At 72.8% G+C, this 24,119-nt stretch carries 13 protein-coding genes; 1 reads left to right on the forward strand and 12 read right to left on the reverse strand.

Annotated features, from left to right (window positions below; all coding sequences use genetic code 11):
* On the forward strand, nucleotides 1-329 hold a 329-nt coding region (locus VT50_RS25855), incomplete at its 5' end, for a transposase (RefSeq protein ID WP_143645272.1).
* 50 nt (nucleotides 330-379) lie between these two features.
* Here VT50_RS25855 and VT50_RS25860 read toward each other — a convergent pair.
* The 12 genes from VT50_RS25860 to VT50_RS25915 form a co-directional block, all read right to left on the reverse strand.
* Nucleotides 380-1,789 carry an NDP-hexose 2,3-dehydratase family protein gene (locus VT50_RS25860; RefSeq protein WP_046086303.1) on the reverse strand — a complete coding sequence of 470 codons (1,410 nt, stop codon included), beginning with the start codon at nucleotides 1,787-1,789 and terminating at the stop codon, nucleotides 380-382.
* Nucleotides 1,783-2,769, reverse strand: a complete 987-nt coding sequence (locus VT50_RS25865) for an aldo/keto reductase (protein WP_046086302.1) — start codon at nucleotides 2,767-2,769, stop codon at nucleotides 1,783-1,785. Before VT50_RS25865 ends, VT50_RS25860 begins: the two co-directional genes overlap by 7 nt.
* Complete coding sequence (locus VT50_RS25870) at nucleotides 2,769-3,734, reverse strand: NAD-dependent epimerase/dehydratase family protein (protein ID WP_046086301.1); 966 nt, start codon at nucleotides 3,732-3,734, stop codon at nucleotides 2,769-2,771. The genes VT50_RS25865 and VT50_RS25870 overlap by 1 nt, the downstream gene beginning before the upstream one ends.
* A 92-nt stretch (nucleotides 3,735-3,826) precedes the next feature.
* The gene (locus VT50_RS25875; RefSeq protein WP_046086300.1) at nucleotides 3,827-4,489 is read right to left on the reverse strand and encodes a response regulator; all 663 of its coding nucleotides are present in this window, start codon (nucleotides 4,487-4,489) and stop codon (nucleotides 3,827-3,829) included.
* A complete protein-coding gene (locus VT50_RS25880) occupies nucleotides 4,486-5,748 on the reverse strand; it encodes a sensor histidine kinase (RefSeq protein WP_046086299.1) in 1,263 nt (420 codons plus the stop codon). Before VT50_RS25880 ends, VT50_RS25875 begins: the two co-directional genes overlap by 4 nt.
* A 1-nt stretch (nucleotide 5,749) precedes the next feature.
* Nucleotides 5,750-6,487 (reverse strand): ABC transporter permease, encoded by a 738-nt coding sequence (locus VT50_RS25885; RefSeq protein WP_046086298.1) that lies wholly within the window; start codon nucleotides 6,485-6,487, stop codon nucleotides 5,750-5,752.
* Between the two features lie 22 nt (nucleotides 6,488-6,509).
* Nucleotides 6,510-7,424, reverse strand: a complete 915-nt coding sequence (locus tag VT50_RS25890; protein ID WP_046086297.1) for an ABC transporter ATP-binding protein — start codon at nucleotides 7,422-7,424, stop codon at nucleotides 6,510-6,512.
* A gap of 185 nt (nucleotides 7,425-7,609) precedes the next feature.
* Complete coding sequence (locus VT50_RS25895; RefSeq protein WP_046086296.1) at nucleotides 7,610-8,206, reverse strand: dTDP-4-dehydrorhamnose 3,5-epimerase family protein; 597 nt, start codon at nucleotides 8,204-8,206, stop codon at nucleotides 7,610-7,612.
* A complete protein-coding gene (locus VT50_RS25900; RefSeq protein WP_206269484.1) occupies nucleotides 8,203-9,435 on the reverse strand; it encodes an activator-dependent family glycosyltransferase in 1,233 nt (410 codons plus the stop codon). The genes VT50_RS25895 and VT50_RS25900 overlap by 4 nt, the downstream gene beginning before the upstream one ends.
* A gap of 37 nt (nucleotides 9,436-9,472) precedes the next feature.
* Complete coding sequence (locus tag VT50_RS25905) at nucleotides 9,473-10,258, reverse strand: thioesterase II family protein (protein WP_046086294.1); 786 nt, start codon at nucleotides 10,256-10,258, stop codon at nucleotides 9,473-9,475.
* 57 nt (nucleotides 10,259-10,315) lie between these two features.
* Nucleotides 10,316-16,573 (reverse strand): type I polyketide synthase, encoded by a 6,258-nt coding sequence (locus tag VT50_RS25910; RefSeq protein WP_079343888.1) that lies wholly within the window; start codon nucleotides 16,571-16,573, stop codon nucleotides 10,316-10,318.
* A 38-nt stretch (nucleotides 16,574-16,611) separates the two neighbouring features.
* Nucleotides 16,612-24,027 (reverse strand): SDR family NAD(P)-dependent oxidoreductase, encoded by a 7,416-nt coding sequence (locus tag VT50_RS25915; protein ID WP_420822224.1) that lies wholly within the window; start codon nucleotides 24,025-24,027, stop codon nucleotides 16,612-16,614.
* Between the last annotated feature and the right edge of the window lie 92 nt (nucleotides 24,028-24,119).

A 24,119-nucleotide genomic window follows, 5' to 3' on the forward strand; every position in this document is an offset into this window, starting at 1 on the left:
GCGCCGGACAGGTCATCCTCGCCGACAAGGGCTTCGCCGGGAAGGAGTTCGAGGCATTCATCACCGAACGGCTCGAAGGCCATCTGGTACGTCCGGACCGCAAGGACGAACCCACCCGGCATGGACGCCTGGCCCGATGCCGCCAGTGGATCGAGGCGGTTTTCGACACCCTCAAGGGCCAGCTCAGCCTGGAACAGCACGGCGGAAGAACACCGGCCGGAGTCTTCGCCCGCACCGGCCAACGACTCCTCGCCCTCGCAGCAGCCATCTGGCACAACTGGACCACCGGAGCCGAAGCCAAGCGATCCCTGATCGCGTATGACCACTGAGGACATCAGACTCACTCATCTAGCTCTACCCGGGGCGCCCCCTAGGCCCCCTATCCGGCCAGGGAGTGCAGACAGGCGATGAGCGTGCGGGCCTCGACGTTGACGTAATGGCTGTGGCGGATCAGGTCGAGCAGCTGACGCACGGCCATCCAGCGGTAGTGCGGCGGCTCTTCGGGGACGGCGCTCATCTCCGTCTCCACGACCAGATAGCGGTTGAAGGCGTGGAAGAAGCGGCCGCCCTCCTCGGAGAGCACGGTGTCGAACCGCACCCGGTCGGCCGACGCCTGGACCACCTCCTCGAGGAACGGCGGCGCGGCCTCCTCGGGCAGCTGGGTGTAGTTGCGCGGGGTGCACTGCACGGTGGGGGCCAGCTCCACCACATCCGTGTAGCCGGGTTCGGCGCGGGCCTGCACCAGCACATGCGGCACCTTGTCGGCGTAGGCCAGCAGAAAGGCCGCCACACCCGGTCCATGGGGCTCGATCATGGGCTGGGTCCAGCCGCCCACCTCGCGGCCACCCGCCGTCACGTCCACGGCCATCACGCTGAAGAAGCGCCCGCTCTCGTGGGAGATGCGGTGGGCGTTGCGGTGCCAGCCGGTGGTCTCCCGCAGCGGTATCCGCTCGGTGAACACCTCGCGCTCGGTGCGCAGTCCGGTGATCCAGCTGAGGATGTCGGCGTCGCGGTGGAGGGTGTGCGGCCCCGGCCATTCCGGCCCCGCGGTCCCGTGTGGTCCGGCGGCGGGGAAGGGCTCCTCGGGGTCCAGCGGGGACTGCGGCAGACAGGCCAGGACGCTGCGGGCGTCCATGTTCACCAGGTCCTCCACGGCCAGCAGGTGGTACAGCTGGCCCAGCGTCAGCCAGCGGAAGCCGTCCCGCACCTCGACGTCCTCGTCCCGCCCGACCTCGACCAGCATGTTGCGGTTGCGCTTGCGGAAAAACCAACTGCCCTGCTCCGACTGGCGGACGTCGGCGAGCACCCGGTGCCGTTCCGCCCGCTGGAAGTACTCCAGGTACGGCACCGCGCGGCCCTTGTGCACCCGGGTGTAGTTGCTGCGGGTGGCCTGGACGGTGGGCGACAGCTGGAGCCCGCCGTGGTTGCCCGGCTCCATCTTGGCCTGCATCAGGAAGTGCGGTACGCCGTCGAAGTCCTTGACCAGGATGCCCAGGATGCCGATCTCCGGCTGGTGGAGGATCGGCTGGCGCCACTCCTCCACCGGCGCCCCGGGCATCCGCACCCGGATGCCCTCGACGGTGAAGAACCGGCCGGTGTCATGGACGAGGTTGTGGGTGTCCGGTGCGAAGGCCCAGCCGCGCATCGCCTCGAACGGGATGATCTCGATCCGGGACTCGTCGGCGTCGACGCGCTCGCGGAACCAGCGCTGGAAGTCGGCGAGCAGGGTCACCGAGCTGTCGAGGGTGGCGGCGGAGCGGGCCAGCCGCTCCTGGAGCGTGGTCACCACGCCCACGCCTCCGGTCCTGGGCCGCCGTTGCCGATCGGCGGGAACAGCCGGTCCAGTTCGGCCAGCACCTCGTCGGACAGCGTCAGCTCCATGGCCTTGAACGCCCCTTCGAGCTGGTCCAGGCTGCGCGGCCCGATGACCGGCGCGGTGATGCCGGGGCGTCCCATCACCCAGGCGAGGCCCACCTCGGCCGGGTCGGCGCCGAGCCCTTCGCACAGCTTCTCGTACGCGGCGATGGCGTCCCGGTGGACCTCGAGCGCCTGCGCGGCCCGGCCCTGGGCGGTCTTCATCGCGGTGCCCTCGGCCAGCTTGCGCAGCGCCCCGCTGAGCAGCCCGCCGTGCAGCGGCGACCAGGCGAGCACCCCGACCCCGTAGCGCTGGGCGGCGGGGATCAGCTCCAGTTCGACATGGCGGGTGACGAGGTTGTACACGCTCTGTTCGGAGACGATGCCGAGGAAGTGGCGGCGGGCCGCGGTCTCCTGGGCCTCGGCGATGTGCCAGCCGGCGAAGTTGGACGAGCCGGTGTAGCGCACCTTGCCCTGCCGGGTCAGCGTCTCCATCGCCTGCCACACCTCGTCCCAGGGGGCGTGGCGGTCGATGTGGTGCATCTGGAACAGGTCGATCCAGTCGGTGCCCAGCCGGCGCAGCGAGTCCTCGCAGGAGGCGATGATGTGCCGGGCGGACAGCCCCGAGTCATTGGGCCAGTCGGTCATCGGGTTGAAGACCTTGGTGCCCAGTACGACCTTCTCGCGCCGGCCGCCTCCTCGTGCGAACCAGCCGCCGAGGAACTCCTCGGTGTAGCCCTTGTGCTTCTGCCAGCCGTACTGGTTGGCGGTGTCGATGAAGTTGACCCCGCGGTCCAGGGCGGTGTCCAGGATCGCGTGGCTCTCCTCGTCACTCGCCCTGACCCCGAGGTTCAAAGTGCCCAGGCAGAGTCGGCTCACCTTGAGGGCGGTGCGGCCGAGGTAGGTGTACTGCATCAGTGTCCTTCGGTACGGGCCGCCGCGGCGGCCGGTCGGCCCGGGGTGGCGGAGGCGGCCCACAGGTCGTGGAGGGATTCCTTGAGGGCCACCTTCGGGGACCAGCCCATGAGCCGCCGGGCGAGGCGGATGTCGGCCTGGGTCCAGCTGCCGCCCTTGCTGTGCACGGCGCCGCTCTCCTCGCGCACCAGGCGGTCGGGGACCTGGGAGGCGGAGATCAGCAGCCGGGCCAGTTCGCGCATGCTGACGGCGTCGCCCTGCCCGATGTTGAGCACCCGGCCGGTCACCGGGCTGCTCGCGGCCAGCACCACGGCCTCGGCGACATCGCGCACGTCGATGAAGTCGCGCCGGTCGTCGACGAGGGTGACGGCGAGCGGAGTGTCCTCGGTGGTGTGGCGCAGCCGGTGGGCGAGCCCGCCGAGGAAGCTGCCCCGGGGGGTGCCGGGTCCGCAGACGTTGGTGACGCGCAGCACGCAGCCGTCGATACGGCCCGCGTCCGCGGCGCCCAGCACGATCCGGCTGCCGACGAGCTTGGTGCGGGCGTAGGGGGTGCCGGGGGCGGTGGGGTGGTCCTCGGCGATGGCGGTGCCGTCGGGGACGGGGCCGTACTCGTGCACCGAGCCCAGGTGGACCAGCCGGAGCCGCCTGGGGAGGGCCGCCACGGTGTCCACCAGCCGGTCCACGAGCGGGATGTGCGAGGCCGTCATGCTCGCCTCGTCGCCCTCCCAGCTGTCGCCCGCGGCGTTGACGACGAGATCGGCGGACCGTGTGGCCCGGACGATGTCCCCGGTCGGCGCGGATATCGCGTCGAGTGCCAGAAAAGCGACTCCGGAAATGGGTTCGGCGGGTTTTCTCGCGATTGCCAGGACTTCATATCCGCGCTTGGCAAGAGCTCTGCAGATATGTCGCCCGATGAATCCGGTGCCGCCGATGACAACGGCCTGCCGATCTCGGATGTGGCCCATATCGCCACCGTATTGGCGCCGCTTCGAGCGGAACAACCCCTACCCTCGGCGACCCCTATCGGCCACCCCTATCACGGCCCCGACCTGCGGTGTCATTCAAATAGATGTCGTTTATGGGCCTCGCTGACCGCTGCCGCGCGATCCTTCACCCCGAGTTTCTCGTAGACATGCAGAAGATGCGTCTTCACGGTCGCCTGGCTGATGAACAATGCCGCTGCCGCCTGTCGATTCGTGGCCCCGTCAGCGATAAGCCGGAGCACTTGGAGTTCTCGGTCGCTCAGCGGGCCCTGGGTGGGTTTGCGTACCTGGCCGAGGACGCGTCCGGTGACCGCGGGCGAGAGAACGGACTGGCCCGAGGAGGCGGACCGCACGGCGCGGGTCAGCTCCTCGCGCGGGGTGTCCTTGAGGAGATAGCCGGTCGCCCCGGCGGCCAGCGCGCCCATGACGTCGCTGTCGGTGTCATAGGTGGTCAGCACCAGGATCCGGGCCTCCGGGTCGCCGCGCAGCAGCCGTTTGATGGCCTCCACTCCGCCCATCCGGGGCATGCGCAGATCCATCAGGACCACATCGGCCGGCAGCCGCTCGTACAGTTCGACGGCCTCGGCACCGTCACCGGCCTCGCCGATCACCGTGAAGTCGGGGTCCCGCTCCAGCACCCCGCGCAGCCCGTCGCGGACCACCGGGTGGTCGTCGACGATCAGGATGCGGATGGGGCTGGGGCCGGGGGTGTGGCCGCCATGGGTGTTTCCGCTCATGCACCGGCTTCCTGGGGGATCACGGGGACGGCCGCACTGATGGCGGTGCCCTCGCCACGGGCGCTCTCGATGTCCAACGTACCGGCGACCCGGCCCAGTCGGCGCCGCATCGCCACCAGCCCCAGACCGTGACCGCCGGAGGCCCCGGCCCCGGCCTCCGCGGCCGCGGGGTCGAATCCCACGCCATCGTCGAGTACGTCGAGGACCACCACGTCCTCCATGTACGACAGGGTGAGGCCCACCTTTGACGCCCGGGCGTGCTTGGCGATGTTGGTAAGGGCCTCCTGCGCCACCCGGTAGAGCGTGGCCTCCAGTTCGGCGTGGAGCGGAATGGCGGTCCCGGTCGTCGCGAACGCCACCTTCGGCTCCCGCTCCGGTGACCACCCCTCGGTCAGCGACTCCAGGGCGTCCGGCAGGGTCCGGGACTCCAGTTGCTCGGGGCGGAGCGCCTGGACCGAGCGGCGCGCCTCGGCGAGGCTGTCCCGGGCCAGGTCCTTGGCCGCCACGAGGTGGCGGCGCCACACCTCGCGGTCGCCGTCGGCGTGTTCGGCGGCTTCCAGCTGACGGATGATGCCCGCCAGCCCCTGGGCGAGGGTGTCATGGATCTCCCCCGCCATCCGCTGGCGCTCGTCGAGCACCCCGGCCTCCCGCGCCTGGGTGATCAGCTGGGTGTGGAGTCCGGCGTTCTCGGTGAGCGCCGAGCGGAGTTCGGCCACGGTGCGCTTGCGCCGCTGATGCTGTTCGTTGAGCCTGCTCGAGAGCAGGTTGATCCAGCCGATCACCACGGTCTGGAACGCGATGGCGGCGAGGTAGCCGACCACCGCGCCGGTCGTGGGCCGGGGGAAGCCGTCCGGCACGGTGTTGACGACGAACGAGGTGGCCGCCACGGACACCAGCGCCCAGAAGGTCGGCAGCAGCACCAGCGCCTGGAGGAACCCGGTGGCGGCGAACAGCATGAACACCTGGTCCCGCGCCATCAGCGCGGCGGAGAGGGCGAGCAGCCCGGCGAAGTAGACGGCCGTGCGCGCCGTGCCGTACGGCTGTCTGCTGCGGCGGCCGGTGGGCAGGGTGTAGGTGCCCAGGATCCAGGCGGCGGCCACCGCCACGAGGCCCAGCGTGGTGAGCAGACCCCGGGCCGGTGGCAGGCCGTGGACCAGGCTCAGGGCCGTGGACAGGAACAGCAGAAGGTAGGGCAGCCCTCCGAACAGGATGTCGGAGTGCCGCTCCCACCGTCCGCCGTCGTCCTTGGACGCGCTCACCTCACTCCCAGCGGAACAGCTTGGCCGCGGCCGCGGTGGCGGCCACCGCGATCACTCCGAGGACGGTCAGGTGCAGCGTCTCCGGCCACTGGTTCTCCCAGGAGTCGCGCAGCGCCTGGAGCGCGGCGCCCAGCGGAGTGTAGTCGCCGATGGTGGACACCGTCTCCGGCAGGTCCTCCTTGGGGAGGAACGCGCCGCCGAAGAAGAGGCTGGGGAAGAGCAGGGACAGGCCCATCGCGGTGGCCGACTTGCTGCTCGGCGCCACCGCCGCGATCACCAGGCCGATGGAGAACAGCGCCCAGGTGCCCAGGGCGAAGCTCACCAGGAAGGCCAGGACGTCACCGGGCAGTTTGGTGTCGAAGGCGGTCTTGCCGACGATCAGCACCAGCACCGCGGAGACCGCCGCGGTGACCAGGTTGATGAAGAGCTGGGCGAGCAGCAGGTTCCCCGGGTGGATGGGGCTCGCGGCCATGCGCCGCAGGATTCCCTTCTCCCGGTAGGTGGCGAGGGTGGTGGGCAGCAGGTTGAGTGCCAGCATCGTCAGACACAGCGACATGGCCATCGCGGGGACGAACGCGGCCATCGACGCCTTGGTGGCGGCGTCGTCGTCGGACTTGGTGGTGACGAAGTGGAAGATGGCCAGCAGCATGATCGGCAGCGCGATGACGAAGAACACCGCGGTGGGATCGCGCAGGAACAGCTTGCTCTCGACATAGGTGAGCTTGGTGCGCCCGGACATGGCAGAAGTCTCCTCGGCGGCTTTAGTTGGCGGGCTTGGAGCCGGTCAGGGCGACGAAGGCGTCATCGAGACTCGCCTGTTCCAGGCGGAGTTCGTTCGCCACGATCTGGTTGCGGGCCAGGACGGAGATCACGGCGTAGACGACATTGCCCTTGCCGACCACCGTCACCTGGGACTTGGACCGGGTCACACTGCTCACCTCGGGCAGCGAGGTGAGCAGTTCGTCGTCCATCGGAACGGACGGCTTGAAGCGGATGATCTGCTGCTCATCGACCCGGGATACCAGTCCGGAGGGGGTGTCCAGGGCGACGATCCGGCCGGATTCGATGATGGCGATCCGGTCGCAGAGCCGTTCGGCCTCCTCCATGAAGTGGGTGACCAGCAGCACGGTCACATCCTGCGCCCGGACCTGCTCGATCAGTTTCCAGGTCTCGCGCCGGGCGTGCGGGTCGAGTGCGGTGGTCAGCTCGTCGAAGACGGCGATCTTGGGCTTGCCGACGAGGGCGAGCGCGATGGACAGCCGCTGCTGCTGTCCGCCGGACAGCGATCCGTAGGCCGTATCGGACTTGTCGGACAGGCCCCACTCCTCGATGAGTTCGCGCCAGTCGACGGGGTCGCGGTAGAAGGTGCTGTAGAGCTCAAGCGCCTCCCACACCTTCATCTTCGGGGGCAGTTCGCTCTGCTGGAGCTGGATGCCGATGGACTCGCGCAGCTCGGCGAGGTCCTTGTCCTTCAGCGGGTCGAGACCCATCACGGAGATCTCGCCGCCGTCGCGCTTGCGCATGCCCTCGATGCACTCCACGGCGGTGGTCTTGCCCGCGCCGTTGGGGCCGAGGATGCCGAAGATCTCGCCCTCCTCCACGGAGAAGGACACGTCCTGTACCGCCACGTGATTGCGGTACTCCTTGCGCAGGTTACTGACCTCGATCAGCGGCATCGGCCCAGGTCCTCCTCGCTCGGTTCCTTCACTCTTCCACCGTAGGAAGCGGATACCCCCGGGGGATCGGCCCATCGGCCGCCCACCGGGCTGATCCTGACTCCACCGACCGGCCGATCGGCCGCATCAACCGATCGGTTGATGGGGTAGGCCGCGCCGGGTACGCCGTGGTGCGCCGGGCCGGGTCAGCCGCGCCGGGGGTGCAGTGCCCGGCAGACCTCGTAGGACGGCAGCAGCCCGGCCCGTTCGGCCTCGGCCAGCCCGGGGGCGTTCCGGTCGCGCTCGGAGACCAGATACTCCAGGTCCTTGGGCCAGGGCAGGCCGAGGGCGGGGTCGAAGGGGTCGATCTCGTGCTCGGCGCCCGGGTTGTACTCCTCCGAGTTGAGGTAGGCCGCCACGGTGTCGTCCCGCAGTGCGATGAAGGCGTGGCCAAGGCCCTCCTCCAGATACACCGCCCGGTAGGAGACGGGGTCGAGACGCACACTGTCCCAGCGGCCGAAGGTGGCCGAGCCCACTCTCAAGTCCACCACCACATCGAGGAGTTCACCGCTGACGCAGGTCACCATCTTGGCCTGGCCCGGGGGTACGTCCGCGTAGTGCACCCCGCGGACGGTGCCGCGCCGGGAGACGCTGTGGTGGTTCTGGCCCAGGCGCAGCGGATGGCCGACGGCGGCGGAGAAGGCCGACGCGGTGTAGTGGGCGACGAACGCGCCGCGCTCGTCGCGGTGGACGTCCGGGCTGAACTCGTAGGCGCCGGGCACCGCCAGCTCGCGCACCTTCACCGGCCGTGCTCCGCGGTGAGCTTCTCCAGCACCGGCACCACATCGTGCGGGGTGGGGGTGCGCAGGTTCTCCCCGCGCAGCCGCTCCGCGGTCTCCTTGTACGACGCGTCCCCCAGCAGCCGCTCGACGCTCTCCCGCAGCACCTCGGCGGTCAACTCCGAGGCGTGGACGGCGAGTCCGGCACCGGCCTGGTGCAGGACGGTCCCCTTGTTCCACCAGTCGGCGTAGCGGATGGTGGGGATGAACTGCGGTACGCCGTTGACCAGTGCGGTGCCCCAGGAGCCGAAGCCGCCGTGGTGGATGAGGACCGAGGCGCCGGGCAGCAGGGCGTGCAGCGGTACGAAGTCGACGATGCGGGTGTTGGCGGGGATCTTCTCCAGCGCCTCCACCTCCTCGGGCGGCAGCGCGGCCACCACGTCGATGTCCATGCTTCCCAGGGTCTCGATCATGTCGGCCACCGGCATGAAGGTGCCGCCCAGGGCGGCCCGCGCGGAGACCCCGGAGGTCAGCACGGCGCGCGGCCGCTCGGGGGTCTCGCGCAGCCAGTCCGGGATGTGGGAGGGGCCGTTGTAGGGCAGATAGCGGACCGGGACCCGCTGGACCGACACCGGGAGCTGGAGGCTGGTGGGGATCTGGTCGATGGTCCACTGGCCGACCACGACCTCCTCGTCGAAGGTGCGGTCGTAGCGGGCGAGGAGGGAGCCGAGCCAGTCGGCCATCGGGTCCTCGCGGCGCTCCTCGGGCTGCTCGGCGAGGCGGGCCAGGAACACCTCGCGCATCTTCGCATAGATGTCGACGCACCACAGCAGCCGGGCGTGGGCGGCGCCCACCACCCGGGCGGCCACCGGGCCCGCGTAGGTGACCGGGTCCCAGATGACCAGGTCGGGCTGGAAGTGGCGGGCGTAGTCCACCAGCTCGTGCACCATGCAGTCGTTGTAGGTCTGGTACGCGAACATCACGCTGATCTTGAACTTCATCAGCACCTGTTCCCAGGTGTGCTGATCGAGCTCGGGGGTGGACCAGTCGGAGAGCGGGTTCTCCAGCGACTCGCGGTTCTGCGTCAGCATCTCGTGGAGATTGTGGTCCTTGCCGACCGAGACGGCCGTCAGCCCGGTGCTCTTGATGGAGTCGGTCAGCGCGGGGTTGCTGGCGACCTGCACCTCGTGGCCGGCCGCGGCCAGCGCCCAGGCGAGCGGGACCATGGTGAACAGGTGCGATTTCTCGGACACCGTCGCGAAAAGGATACGCATCGTCGGCTCTTCTCTCTCAGTCGATGGTTCGTCGGGGGCGGGCGGTGGCCGCGCGCAGGGTGTCCGTGATGACTCCGGCCACCGCTGCCTTCTGCTCGTCCAGGTAGAAGTGGCCGCCGGAGAAGACCTCCAGCCGGAAGGAGCCCGCGGTGTGCTCCCGCCAGCCCGCCATCTCCGCGGCGCTGACGCGGATGTCGCTGTCACCGGTGAGCCCCACGATGTCGCAGGCCAACCGGGCGCCGGGCCGGTACGCATAGGTCTCGGCCGCCTTGTAGTCGCTGCGGATGGCGGGCAGGGCCAGCCGCAGCAGTTCGGTGTCGCCGAGGATCCGGGAGTCGGTCCCGCTGACCAGCTGGAGCTCGGCGATCAGCCCGGCGTCGTCGCGCCGGTGGATGCCCAGGCTGCGGTGGTGGGAGGGCGCGGGCCGGCCCGAGGCGAAGAGCGCCAGGGGCACCGTCCCCAGTTCCCCTTCGAGCAGTCTGGCCAGCTCGAACCCGACGCTCGCGCCCATGCTGTGGCCGAACAGCGCGATCGGCCGGTGTGCGGTGAGCGGCTTCAGCGCCTGGTAGATCTCGCGCGCCATCTCGTGGATGTCCTCGATGGGCGCGTCATGGCGGCGGTCCTGGCGCCCCGGGTACTGGACGGCCAGCGCCTCCACGGTCGGCGGCAGCAGCTCGGAGATCGGGAAGTAGAAGCTGGCGGCTCCTCCCGCGTGCGGCAGGCAGACCAGGCTGACCTCGGCCTCCGGGCGCGGATGGAACCTGCGGAACCACAGGCTCTCATCGGTGACGGGCAACGCCATGGTCGTCGTTCCTCTCGCGGTGCGGGGGGGGGCGCCTGAAGCGGGTGTCGGACGGGGTCAGGCGCCGTCGCGCTCCAGCCGCTCCAGCCAGTCCTCGATGGCCTGGGCGGTGGGGAGGGAGTGGTCCTCCATCATGGTGAAGTGGTTGCCGCGCACATCGACGATGTCGTGCGGCAGCTCCCAGAAGGACCGCCAGTCGGGCAGCTCCTCCAGCTTCAACGAGCCGGTGGACAGCGGCTCCAGGGCCCGCACCAGGAGGGTGGGGGTCTCGATCGGCTCGGGGTCCCAGCTCCCGAAGAGGTTGAGGTACCAGCCCATGGCCGACAGCCGGGCGTCGTCCATGGTGACGAACACGCCCTCGCGCTCGGTCATCCCGTCCATGAGCGAGAGCCCGAACTGGTTGAGGATGCTGCTCTTGGGCACGTAGGTGTCCACCAGCACCACGGCGGCGGGCCGGACGCCCATCCGCTCCAGATGTCCCGCCGCCGCATGGGCGAACCAGCCGCCCGCCGAGGAGCCCAGGAGCACGATGTGCTGTCCGTCGGCCGCCTTCGCCACCGCCTCGGCCTGCGCGGCCACCACCGCGTCCGCCGTCTCCGGCAGGGGCTCACCGCGGCCGAAGCCCGGCAGCGCGAGCGCCGACACATCGCACCGGCCCCGCAGCGAGGCCGCGAACCGGGCGTACTGGTGGATGCCCGCGACCGCCAGGCACGAGGAGAAGCAGAACATGTGGTGGTCGGCCGGGCCCTTGCTGAGCCGGACCGGCATCGGCAGCCTCTCCAGCTCGGAGGGGGCGCTGAACCGGGGCCGCAGCGCCGCCGTGGCGTGCAGCAGATCGAAGATCTCTTTCCACTTCCCGGTCTCGAACGCCTCGGTGTACAGGGTGCTCAGCGTGGTGGACTCCCCCGCCGGAGCGGCCGCCGCGCCAGCGGACGGCTGCTCGGAGGGGCCCGGCTGGCCAGGCGCGGCCAGTTCGGAGCGCAGCCGGGCGGCCAGGTCGGTGGGCGTCTCGTGGTCGAAGACGAGCGTGGCGGGCAGCCTCAGCCCGGTGGCCGCGTTCAGCCGGTTGCGCAGCTCGACCGCGGTGAGCGAGTCGAAGCCGGAGTCGACGAACTCATGGGCCGGGCCGATGGCGGACGGGTCCGGGTGGCCGAGCACGGTGGCCACCTGTGTGCACACCAACTCCACCAGTACGGCGTCCTGTTCGGCCTCGGACAGCGCCGCGAGCCGTTCCCGCAGCGCGGAGCCGCCGCCCGGCGAGCCGCCTCGTGTGGTCGCGCCCGCCCGGCGCGCCGGGGTCCGCACCAGTCCGCGCAGCAGCAGCGGCACCGAACCGGATCCGGCGCCCGCGCGCAGCGCCGCGAGGTCGATCCGCATCGGGATCAGCAGCGGGGTGTCCAGGGCGAGGGCGGTGTCGAGCAGTTCCAGGCCCTGTTCGGAGGAGAGCGCGGCCACGCCCGAGCGGGTGGCCCCGGCCGTGTCCGCCGTGCCGGTCATGGCGCTGGTCTGCGCCCACAGCCCCCAGGCGAGAGAGTGGGCGGGCAGCCCCTGGGCCCGGCGGGCCTGGGCGAAGGCGTCCAGGAAGCCGTTGGCCGCCGCGTAGTTGCCCTGTCCCGCGCCGCCGAGCACACCGGCGGCCGAGGAGAAGAGCACGAACGCGGCCAGGTCCAGCTCCCGGGTGGCCTCGTGGAGGTGGAGTGCGGCGTCGGCCTTGGGCCGCAGCACCGTGTCCAGCCGCTCGGGGGTGAGCGAGGAGATCACCCCGTCGTCCAGCACCCCGGCGGTGTGGAACACCCCGGTGAGCGGGTGGTCGGCGGGCACCTGGGCCACCAGGGCGGCCACCGCGTCCCGGTCGGCGGTGTCGCACGCCGCCACGGTCACGGTCGCGCCGAGCGCGGTCAGCTCCTCGCGCAGCCGCCCGGCCCCCTCGGCGGCCGGCCCCCGGCGGCTGGTCAGCAGCAGATAGCGGACGCCGTGGCGGGTCACCAAGTGGCGGGCGAGCAGCCCGCCGAGCGTACCGGTGGCGCCGGTGATCAGCACGGTGCCCTCGGGGTCCAGCGCACGGGTGGCGCCGGTGGCGCCCTGGGCGCGGGCGAGCCGCGGGGTGTGTGCCTGCCCGGCGCGCAGCGCGAGCTGCGGCTCTCCGGAGGGGAGGACCGCCGGGAGGGCCCGTACGGACTCCTCGTGGCCGTCGAGGTCGACGAGGGTGAACCGGTCGGGGTTCTCCGACTGCGCGGAGCGCACCAGGCCCCAGACGGCGGCGCCCGGCAGATCGCTGACCTCCGCACCGGGTGCGGTGGCCACCGCACCACGGGTGACGAACACCAGCCGGGAGTCGGCGAACCGCTCGTCGGCCGACCAGTTCTGGGCCAGCTCCAGGGCGGTGCGCAGGGAGTCACGTACCGCGTCGGCCGGTGCGCCCGGCCCGGCGGCGCAGGACACCAGGACCGCCGCGGGGGCGGCCGTACCGGCGTCCACGGCCGCGCCCAGCGACTGCAGGTCCACATACGACTCCAGGTGGACCCCGGCCGCGAACAGGCTCTCGGTGACCTCAAGACCGTCGTCGCCGACCAGCGCGGCCCGGGTCAGCGGGGCGGGCCGGTCGGCGCCGGTGAGCGCGGGCCAGTCGAGCTGGAACAGCGCCTCGCTGCTCGCGGCGCGGGCGCTGCCCAGCTGATCACCGGTCATCTTGCGCAGCAGCAGCCCCTCCACGGTGGCCACCGGGCGGCCGGTGGGATCGGCCACCGCGAGCGCCACGGTGTCCTCACCGGCCGGGGAGATCCGCACCCGTACCTCGTCGGCCCCGGCGGCGTGCAGCGACACCCCGGTCCAGGAGAACGGCAGCCGCCCCTGCGCCGTCCCGGGGTCCTCCCCGGCGAAGAGGGTGCCGAGCGCGATGCCGTGCAGGGAGGCGTCGAGCAGGGCCGGGTGGATTCCGTACCCGGCGGCGGCCGACAGCTGCTCCTGGCCCAGCCGCACCTCGGCGAACACCTCGTCGCCGCGCAGCCAGGCGGCGCGCAGGCCCCGGAAGGCCGGTCCGTAGCCGAAGCCGCCCGCCGCGTAGCGCTCGTACATGTCGCTGACGTCGAGTTCGGTGGCGTCCGCCGGAGGCCACGCGGTGAGCTCCGTGGGGGTCTGGGATGTGGCGGTGACGAGCGTGCCGGTGGCGTGCGGGGTCCACGGCTCACCGAACCCGGCGCCCTCGGGGCGGGAGTGGACGTTCAGCGGGCGCCGTCCGCTCTCGTCGGGTTCGCCGACGGTCACCCGGAGGGTGAGCGCGCCACGCGCGGGGAGGATCAGCGGTGCCTGGAGGGTCAGCTCCTCGACCTGGTCGCAGCCGACCTGGTCCCCGGCCTGGATCGCGAGCTCGAGGAACGCGGTGCCGGGGAAGAGGACCGTGCCGGAGACGGCGTGGTCGGCCAGCCAGGGCTGGGCGGCCAGGGACAGCCGCCCGGTGAGCACCAGGCCGTCGGTGTCGGCGAGTTCGACGGCCGCGCCGAGCAGCGGATGTCCGGCGGAGTCAAGACCCGCCGAGGTCACGTCGCCCGCCCGGTCCGAGCCGTCGAGCCAGTAGCGCTGCCGCTGGAAGGCGTACGTGGGCAGCTCCACCCGGCGGGCGCCACGGCCCGCGAACACCTTGTCCCAGTCGACCGCCCCGCCGTGGGCGTGCACCCCGCCGACCCCGGCCAGCAGCGACTCGGCCTCGCCGCGGTCCTTGCGCAGCAGCGGGACGAACGCGGCGGCGTCGGGGTCGGTGACGCACTCCTGGCCCATCACGGACAGCACACCGGACGGGCCCACCTCCACATAGCGGGTGACGCCCTGGTCCTCGAGGAACCGCACCCCGTCCTGGAACCGCACCGGCTGCCGCACATGGCGCACCCAGTACTCGGGCGAGCACAGCTCCTCGGCCGCCGCCTCGCCGGTCACATTGGACACCACCGCGATCCGCGGGGCGCAGTAGGTCAGCTCACCGGCGACCTTGGCGAACTCCTCCAGCATGGGCTCCAGCAGCGGGGAGTGGGCGGCGACGCCGATCCGCAGCCGCTTGCTCTTGGCGCCGACCGCGTCCGCGATCCGCAGGACGGCCTTCTCCTCGCCGGAGATCACCGTGGCGGCCGGGCCGTTGACCGCGCCGAGGGACACCAGGTGCTCCTCGCCCGCCAGCTGGGGCAGCACCTCGGCCTCGGCGGTCCGCAGCGAGACCATCGCGCCGCCGGCGGGCAGCGCGTCCATCAGCCGGCCCCGGGCCGCGACCAGCGCACACGCGTCCTCCAGCGAGAACACGCCCGCCACATGGGCCGCCGCCAGCTCGCCCACCGAGTGGCCGACCAGGAAGTCCGCGGTCACCCCCCAGGACTCCAGCAGCCGGTACAGCGCCACCTCGACGGCGAAGAGGCCGGTCTGGGTGTAGAGGGTACGGTCCAGCAGCTCGGCGTCCTCGCCGAAGACCACATCGCGCACCGCGTGCCCGACATGGCCGTCCAGGTGGCGGTCGAGCTCGGCGCAGACGGTGTCGAACGCGGCGGCGAAGACCGGGAAGGCGGTGTGGAGGTCGCGTCCCATGCCGAGCCGCTGTGCGCCCTGCCCGGTGAAAAGGAACGCCGTCTTACCCGCGCCGGCCACCGCGCCGGATGTGACGCCGGAGGCCAACTGGTCGAGTTCGGCGAGCAGTTCGGCCCGGCTCGAGCCCACGGCCACAGCGCGGTGGGCGAGGGCGGAACGGGTGAGTGCCAGCGAGTAGCCGATGTCCACGGGGGACGGCTCGGGCTGGCCCCCCAGGTAGGACCGCAGCCGGGCGGCCTGGGCCCGCAAGGCCTCCTCGGTCCGTCCCGAGAGCGGCCACGGCACCAGGTCGGAGACCACGGCGGGGGCGGTGTCCTCGGGTGTTGCGTCCGCGGGGGTCTCATCGGCGGGCGCTTCTTCGGCGGGGGCCTGCTCAAGGATCACATGGGCGTTGGTGCCGCTGAAGCCGAAGGCGGACACCGCGGCGCGGCGCGGGCGTTCGGCCTCCGGCTCGGGCCACGGCCGGGCCTCTGCCAGCAGCCGTACGGCGCCCGACTCCCAGTCCACGTTGGGCGTCGGGTCCTCGGCGTGCAGGGTCCGGGGCAGCACGCCGTGGCGCAGCGCGAGCACCGTCTTGATGACCCCGCCGACGCCCGCGGCGGCCTGGGTGTGGCCGATGTTGGACTTCAGCGAGCCGAGCCACAGCGGCCGGTCCCCGGGGCGGTCCTGGCCGTAGGTGGCGAGCAGCGCGCCCGCCTCGATGGGGTCGCCGAGCGCGGTGCCGGTGCCGTGTGCCTCGACCGCGTCCACATCGGCCGGGGTCAGCCCGGCGTCGGCCAGCGCCTGCCGGATGACCCGCTGCTGGGAGGGGCCGTTGGGGGCGGTGAGCCCGCTGCTGGCGCCGTCCTGGTTGGTGGCGGAGCCCGTGACGACCGCGAGCACTTGGTGACCGTGGCGCCGCGCGTCCGACAGCCGCTCCACGAGCAGCATGCCCACGCCCTCGCCCCAGCCGGTGCCGTCGGCGGAGGCGGCGAACGCCTTGCAGCGGCCGTCGGAGGCGAGCCCGCGCTGGCGGCTGAAGTCCACGAAGGCCACCGGTGTGGACATCACCATCGACCCGCCGACCAGGGCCAGGGCACACTCCCGCCTGCGCAGTGCCTGTGCGGCGAGGTGCAGGGCCACCAGCGAGGACGAGCAGGCGGTGTCCACGGTGACCGCGGGCCCTTCGAGGCCGAAGGTGTAGGCGATACGGCCGGAGGCGATGCTGCCGGAGCCACCGCTGCCCACGTATCCCTCGACATCGTCGGGCACCTGGCGCAGCCGGGTCGCGTAGTCCTGGTACATCACGCCCGCGAAGACGCCGGTGCGGCTGCCGCGCAGCGTGGCCGGGTCGACCCCGGCGCGTTCCATGGCCTCCCACGCGGTCTCCAGCAGCAGCCGCTGCTGCGGGTCCATGGCCAGGGCCTCGCGCGGGGAGATGCCGAAGAACGCGGGGTCGAAGTGGTCGGCGTCGGTGACGAAGCCGCCCTCGCGCGCATAGCTCGTCCCCGGCTTGTCCGGGTCCGGGTCGTACAGGGCCTCCAGGTCCCAGCCGCGGTCGGCGGGGAACTCGGTGACCGCGTCGCGGCCGTTCGCCACCAGCTCCCACAGGTCCTCGGGCGAGGCCACGCCGCCGGGGTAGCGGCAGGCCATCCCGACGATGGCGATGGGCTCGTGGTCCTTTGCCTCGGCCTCCTGCAGGCGCTGGCGAGTGCGGTGCAGATCCGTGGTCACTCGCTTGAGGTAGTCGCGGAGCTTTGCCTCGCTCACCGTTTACCGCCCATCTCTGTGAATTCCAACTCCGTGCACTACAGGCCGAGTTCGTTCTCGATGAAGTCGAAGATCTCGTCGTCCGAGGCGGCGTCGATACGGCCCGCGACCGCTTCGTCCTCCGCGCCCTCAGGGCCCTGGCCGAGCCGTACCAGCAGGTCCTGCAGGCGCGAGGCGAGCGTGGTGCGCGCCTCCTCGTCGGCCGCGACCTTGGCCAAGTTGCCTTCCAGGGCGTCAAGTTCGGGGAAGGTCAGCGACGCGGCGGTGAACGCCTCCGGGGCGATTTCCGTTTCCAGGTACGCGGCGATCGCCGTGGAGGTGGGGTAGTCGAAGAGCAGCGTCACCGGCAGGCGACGGCCGGTGGCCTTGCCGAGCTGGTTGCGGAGTTCGACCGCGGTGAGCGAGTCGAAGCCGAGGTCCAGCAGACCGCGCTCCGCCTCGACGGCCGCCACCGACTCGAAGCCCAGCACCCCGGCCACGGTGGTGCGGACCAGGTCCAGCAGGAACCGGCCGCGCTCGGCCTCCGGCAGGCTGGTCAGATGCTGCCTGAGCCCTTCGGGCCGCGCGGGCGCGGCCCCGGCTCCGGCGGCGGTCCGCCGGGCGGGCCCGGTGGCGGGCGCGGCCCTCACCAGCCCGCGCAGCAGCGCCGGTACCTCACCGGGCCGCGCCCCGAGCGCCGCGGTGTCGAGCCGCATCGGCAGTACGACGGCGGTGTCCACGGCGCGTGCGGCGTCGAAGAGCCCGGCGCCGTCCTCCGAGGAGAACGGGACGATGCCACCGCGCGCCAGCCGGTCCAGATCGGCGCCCTCCAGCTTGCCGGTCATCTCGCTGCGCTGGGCCCAGAGCCCCCACGCGTGGGACTGGACGGGGCGGCCCTGGGCGCGGCAGTGCTGGGCGAAGGCGTCGAGGAAGGCGTTGGCCGCGGCGTAGTTGCCCTGGCCCATGCCGCCGAAGGTCCCGGCGATGGAGGAGAACAGGACGAGCGCGGACAGGTCCAGGTCGCGGGTCAGCTCGTCCAGGGTGAGCGCGGCGTCGACCTTGGGCCGCAGCACCGTGTCCAGCCGCTCGGGGGTGAGCGAGGAGACCACACCGTCGTCCAGGACGCCCGCCGTGTGCACGACGGCCGTCAGCGGATGGGCCGCGGGGACGGTGGCCAACAGCGCGGCCAGCGCCTCCCGGTCGGCCACGTCGCAGGCGGCGAGGGTGACCTGGGCGCCCAACTCCGCCAGCTCCGCGTGGAGTTCGGCCGCGCCCTCGGCATCCGGGCCACGGCGGCTGGTGAGCAGCAGGTGCCGCACTCCGGCCTCGGCCACCAGATGGCGGGCGATGACCCCGCCGATGGTGCCGGTGGCCCCGGTGACCAGCACCGTGCCCTCGGGGTCCCAGGCGGGCGGGGCGGTGTCCGGGACGGGGGTGGCGGCGAGCCTGGCCACCACGATGTCGCCCTGGCGCACGGCCAGTTGCGGTTCGTTGAGAGCGAGCGCGGTCGGCAGCGCGAGCGCCGAGTCCTCGTGCTCGTCGAGGTCGACGAGGACGAACCGGTCGGGGTTCTCCGACTGCGCGGAGCGCACCAGGCCCCAGACGGCGGCGTGCGCCAGATCGGGTACGTCCGCGCCGGGCGTGGCGGCCACCGCGCCCCGGGTGAGGAACACCAGGCGGGAGTCGGCGAACCGGTCCTCGGTGAGCCAGGCCCGGAGCAGCGCAAGCGCCCGGTGGGTCGCGGCCCGTACGGCGTCGGCCACGCCCTGGGGGTCCGGTGCGCAGGGCACCAGTACGGTGGCGGGCACGGCGGCCGGGTCGGCGGGCAGCGCCTCCAGGTTCGGGTAGGTGTGCACATCGAGTCCGACCAGCTTGAAGTCGTCGTCGCCGAGCAGGGCCCAGTGCCCGGAGGGGTGTTCCGGCGTGGCCGCGTGCCCGGCGGGCCGTTCCGGCGTGGCGGCGGAGGTGTCGGCGGCCACCCAGTCGAGCCGGTAGAGGGTGTCGCCGCCGGTGGCGTCGCCGAGCCGTTCGGGCCGCTTGCGCAGCACCAGCGATTCCACGGTGGCCACCGGCCGTCCGATGGTGTCCGCCACGGTGAGGGCCACCGTGTCGGTGCCGCTGGGGGTGAGCCGCACCCGTACCTCACCGGCCCCGGAGGCGTGCAGCGTCACCCCGGTCCAGCAGAACGGCAGCCGTCCCTCGCCCGCCCGGAGCATCGGGCCGAGCGCGATGGTGTGCAGCGCGGCGTCCAGCAGGGCGGGGTGGAGTCCGTAGGCGGTGGCGGCGGACTGCTGCTCCTGCGCCAGCCGTACCTCGGCGAACACCTCGTCGCCGCGCAGCCAGGCCGTGCGCAGCCCCTGGAACGACGGGCCGTAGCCGAAGCCGCCCGCCGCGAACCGCTCGTACAGGTCCTCGACCGCCACCGGCTCGGCGCCCGGCGGCGGCCACGTCCCGCCCAGGTCGTACGAGCCCTCGGCACCGCCGGCCGCCAGCACCCCCGTGGCGTGCCGGGTCCACGACTGCTCCCGGTCCGCGTCCTCGGGGCGGGAGTAGACGTTCAGGGAGCGCCGGCCGTCCTCCTCGGGCGGGTCCACCACCAGTTGGAGGGTGACGCCGCCGCGCTCGGGGAGGATGAGCGGCGCCTGGAGGGTCAGCTCGTCGACCCGGTCGCAGCCCACCCGGTCCCCGGCCTGGACCGCGAGCTCCAGGAAGGCGGTACCGGGGAAGAGGACCACCCCGGAGACCGCGTGGTCGGCCAGCCAGGGCTGGCCGCGGGTGGACAGCCGCCCGGTGAGCACCAGGCCGTCGCTGTCGGCGAGTTCCACGGCGGCGCCCAGCAGCGGGTGCCCGGCGGCGCCGAGACCGGCCGAGGCCACGTCGCCCACGGTGGCGGGCGCGTCCAGCCAGTAGCGCTGCCGCTGGAAGGCGTACGTGGGCAGCTCCACCCGATGGGCGCCACGGCCCGCGAACACCTGCTCCCAGTCGACCGCCCCGCCGTGGGCGTGCACCCGGCCCACCCCGGCCAGCAGCGACTCGGCCTCGCCGCGGTCCTTGCGCAGCAGCGGGACGAACGCGGCGGCGGCATCGGTGTCGGTATCCGTGTCGGCCTCGGCCAGGCACTCCTCGCCCATGGCGGAGAGCACTCCGGCCGGGCCGATCTCGACGAAGCGGGTCACATTCCGCTCGGCGAGGAAGCGCATGCCGTCTCCGAAGCGCACCGCCCCGCGGACGTGGCGCACCCAGTACTCCGGGGTGCACAGCTCCTCGCCCGCCGCCTCGCCGGTGACGTTGGAGACCACCGCGATGCGCGGCGCGGAGTAGCCGATCCCGGCGGCCACCGTGCCGAATTCGGCGAGCATGGCGTCCATCAGCGGCGAGTGGAAGGCGTGGGACACGGTGAGCCGCTTGCTCTTGGCGCCGACCGCCTCCGCGATCCGCAGGACGGTGTCCTCGTCACCGGAGATGACGGTCGCCCGCGGCCCGTTGACCGCCGCCACGCTCACCCGGTCCCCGTGGCCCTCGAGATGCGGCAGCACCGCGGACTCGGCGGCCCGGAGCGACACCATCGCACCACCCTCCGGCAGCGCCTGCATCAGCCGCCCGCGCGCCGCCACCAGCGCACACGCGTCCTCCAGCGAGAACACCCCGGCCACATGCGCCGCCGCCAGCTCGCCCACCGAGTGGCCCACCAGGAAGTCCGGCCGCAGGCCCCAGGACTCGACCAGCCGGTACAGCGCCACTTCGAAGGCGAACAGCCCGGTCTGGGTGAACACGGTGCGGTTCAGCGGCTCCGCGTCCGCACCGAACACCACCTCCCGCACCGAACCGTCCAGCTGGCGGTCCAGCTCGGCGCACACCGCGTCGAACGCCGCCGCGAACACCGGGAAGGCGTCGTACAACTCCCTGCCCATGCCTGACCGTTGGGCGCCCTGCCCGGTGAAAAGGAAGGCCGTCTTCCCCGCGTCGGCCACCGTCTCCGGGGCCATTCCCGAGGCCAGCTCCGCCAGGCGGCGCAGCAGTTCCTCCCGCTCGGCGCCGACGGCCACGGCGCGGTGGGCGAACGCCGAGCGGCCCGTCGCCAGCGCGTAGCCGACGTCCACCGGGCGCAGCTCAGGACGCTCCTCCAGATAGGCGCGCAGCCGCTCGGCCTGCGCCCGGAGGGCGGTCTCGCCGCGCGCGGAGAGCACCCACGGCACCACGCCGGAGTCGACCGTCCGCTCGGCCGCCGGCGCGGTGTGCTCGGGGCCCTGCTCCAGCACCACATGGACGTTGGTGCCGCTGACGCCGAAGGCGGACACGCCCGCACGGCGCGGCCGTCCCGTCTCGGGCCACTCCCGGGCCTCGGTCAGCAGCTCCACCGCACCTGCCGACCAGTCCACTTCGGGCGAGAGCTCATCGGCGTGGAGGGTCTTCGGCAGCACCCCGTGGCGCAGTGCGAGCACCGTCTTGATGACCCCGGCGACGCCCGAAGCGGCCTGGGTGTGGCCGATGTTGGACTTCAGCGCGCCCAGCCACAGCGGCCGGTCGGCGTCCCGCCCCTGGCCGTAGGTGGCCATCAGGGCCTGCGCCTCGATCGGGTCGCCCAGCCGGGTGCCGGTGCCATGGGCCTCGACCGTGTCCACGTCGGCGGCCGACAGGCCCGCACCGGCCAGCGCCTGGCGGATCACCCGCTGCTGGGCGGGGCCGTTGGGGGCGGTGAGGCCGTTGCTCGCGCCGTCCTGGTTGACGGCCGAGCCACGGACCAGCGCCAGCACCTCATGGCCGTATCTCCGCGCGTCGGACAGCCGCTCCAGGAGCAGGACACCGACGCCCTCGGCCCACCCTGCTCCGTCGGCGTCCGCCGAGAACGCCTTGCAGCGGCCGTCGGGGGCCATGGCCCGCTGCCTGCTGAACTCGATGAAGGTGTCCAGCGTGGACATCACCACGACACCGCCCGCGAGCGCCAGCGAGCACTCCCCCTGACGCAGTGCCTGGGCCGCCTGGTGGAGGGCTACCAGCGAGGACGAGCAGGCGGTGTCCACGGTGACCGCGGGCCCTTCGAGACCGAAGGTGTACGAGATGCGCCCGGACGCCACGCTGCTCGCGCTGCCGGTGGCCAGATAGCCCTCGAACTCCTCGGGCGCGCGGGTGAAGCGCGAGCCGTAGTCGTTGTAGCTGGCGCCGATGAAGACCCCGGCCTGGGTGCCCTTCACCGAGGCCGGGTCGATCCCGGCCCGTTCGAACGCCTCCCAGCTGGTCTCCAGCAGCAGCCGCTGCTGGGGGTCGATGGCCAGCGCCTCGCGCGGTGAGATCCCGAAGAACTCGGGGTCGAAGTGGTCGGCCTGGTGGAGGAAGCCACCGCCGGTCGCGTAGAAGGTGCCGGGCTTGTCGGGGTCGGGGTCGTAGTGGCCCTCGATGTCCCAGCCGCGGTCGGTGGGGAAGTCGGAGACGGCGTCCCGGCCGTCCATCAGCAGCCGCCACAGCTCCTCGGGGGTGGTCACCTCGCCGGGGAGGCGGCAGCTCATGGCCACGATGGCGATCGGGTCGTCGTCCACCGCGGCGGTGGCGGGCACCGGGCCCGCCGTGGCGGTGGCCCCGGTGCCAGCGGCTCCGCTCTCGGCGAGCAGGAAGCGGGCCAGCGCGGTGACGGTCGGGTAGTCGAAGACGAGGGTGACCGGCAGCCGAAGGCCGGTGGCGGCGTTCAGCCGGTTGCGCAGATCGACGGCGGTCAGCGAGTCGAAGCCCAGTTCACGGAAGGCGCGCCCGGCCTCGACGGCCGTGGTGTCGGCGTAGCCGAGCGCGGCGGCCACTTCGGTGCTGACGAGGTCGGCCAGCGCCTGCTCGGCCTCCTGCGGCGACAGCCCGGCCAACCGCTGGGCCAGCGGGGTGTCCTCCTCGTCCGTGGTGGCGGTCTCCGCCGGCCGGGCGTCGGGGAGTTCGCCGAGCACGGCGGCCCCGTCCAGGGAGGGGGTGGCGGCGATGAGCCGGTCCCATTCGACATCGGCCACGGCCACATGGGTGTCGGCCACGTCCAGGGCGCGCTGCAGGGCGGCGATCGCCAGGTCGGGGGCCATCGCGGGCATACCGGTGGCGCGCAGCCGCGCCTGCACGGCCTCGTCCACCAGCCCGCCGCCGGACCACGCGCCCCAGGCCACCGAGGTGGCGGGGAGGCCCTGGGCACGGCGGGTGTGTGCGAGCGCGTCGAGGAAGGCGTTGGCGGCGGCATAACTGCCCTGGCCGGGGCCGCCGAGCGTGCCCGCGAAGGAGGAGAAGAACACGAAGGCGGACAGCTCGCGGTCACGGGTGAGCTCGTGCAAATGGAGCGCCGCGTCCACCTTCGGGCGCAGTACCCCGTCGGCACGCTCGGGGGTGAGGGTGTCGAGCACCCCGTCGTCCAGGACGCCCGCGGTGTGGACGACCGCGTCGAGCGGCGCCCGGTCCGCGTCCAGCGTGGCGAGGAGGCCGGCCAGCGCGTCGCGGTCGGCCGCGTCGCACGCGGCCACGGTCACCCGGACCCCCGACTCCCTTAGCTCGTCGGCGAGTTCGGCCGCTCCGGGCGCTTCGGGGCCCCGGCGGCTGGTGAGCACCAGGTGTTCGGCGCCGCCCCGGGCCAGCCAGCGCGCCACCTGGGCGCCCAGGCCGCCGGTGCCGCCGGTCACCAGCACGGTGCCGCGCGGCTGCCACGGCGCGGTGGCGTCGGCCGGTGGTGCCGAGGCCCTGACCAGCCTGCGCCCGTGGACCCCGGAGGCGCGCACCGCGACCTGGTCCTCGTCGGTCAGCCGGCCCGCGAGCACACCGCACAGCCGCGCGACGGCGCGGTCGTCGAGGGTGGCCGGCAGATCCACCAGACCGCCCCGGCGCCTCGGGTACTCCACGGCCGCGATCCGCCCCAGGCCCCAGCTGAGCGCCTGCAGCGGGTGGCCCAGCGGGTCCGCGCGGCCCACGGACACCGCCCCGCGCGTGGCGTACCACACCGGGACGTCGGCCCCGGCGTCGCCGAGCGCCTGCAGCAGGGCGAGGTTGAGGGCCAGGCCGAGCGGCTGCGCCGTGCCCGCGCGGTACGGGTCCTCGACGAGCGCGAGGAGCGAGAGCACCGCGGTCGGTGGCGCATCCGGCGTGGCCTCGACGAGCCGCCGGGCGAGCGCTTCGCGCACGGCGTCGGCTTCGGTGAGCTCCACCAGCCGTACGTTGGCGCCGCGTTCCCGCAGCGCCTCCGCGACGCGCGGGCCTTCCGGCGCTCCGGCGGGCGCGGCGATCAGCCAGGTGGCACCGGCCGACGAGCGGTCGTGTGCGGAGGTGAGGGCATCGCCCAGGGGCTTCCAGGTGACGTGGTAACGCCAGGAGTCGAGCACGGAGCGCTCGCGGCGGGCCCGGCGCCACGAGGCGAGCGCCGGAACCACCATGGCCAGGGACGACTCCTCGGCGTCCACCTCCAGCGCATCGGCCAGCGCGGCCAGGTCCTCGCGCTCCACGGCGTCCCAGAAGTCCGCGTCCACCGCCCCGCCTCCGGCGGCTGCCGAGGCGGGTGCGGAGTCGGCTGCGGAGGAGCCTTCGAGCCAGTAGCGCTGCCGCTGGAAGGCGTACGTGG

Origin of the sequence: Streptomyces antioxidans, assembly GCF_000968685.2 — a bacterium.
GTDB classification, from domain to species: domain Bacteria; phylum Actinomycetota; class Actinomycetes; order Streptomycetales; family Streptomycetaceae; genus Streptomyces; species Streptomyces antioxidans.

Bases quoted from the DNA above. Each gene is read 5' to 3' on its own strand.
- VT50_RS25865 (WP_046086302.1), bottom strand. From the start codon at position 2,769: ATGCAGTACACCTACCTCGGCCGCACCGCCCTCAAGGTGAGCCGACTC.
- VT50_RS25870 (WP_046086301.1), bottom strand. From the start codon at position 3,734: ATGGGCCACATCCGAGATCGGCAGGCCGTTGTCATCGGCGGCACCGGA.
- VT50_RS25875 (WP_046086300.1), bottom strand. From the start codon at position 4,489: ATGAGCGGAAACACCCATGGCGGCCACACCCCCGGCCCCAGCCCCATC.
- VT50_RS25885 (WP_046086298.1), bottom strand. From the start codon at position 6,487: ATGTCCGGGCGCACCAAGCTCACCTATGTCGAGAGCAAGCTGTTCCTG.
- VT50_RS25890 (WP_046086297.1), bottom strand. From the start codon at position 7,424: ATGCCGCTGATCGAGGTCAGTAACCTGCGCAAGGAGTACCGCAATCAC.
- VT50_RS25905 (WP_046086294.1), bottom strand. From the start codon at position 10,258: ATGGCGTTGCCCGTCACCGATGAGAGCCTGTGGTTCCGCAGGTTCCAT.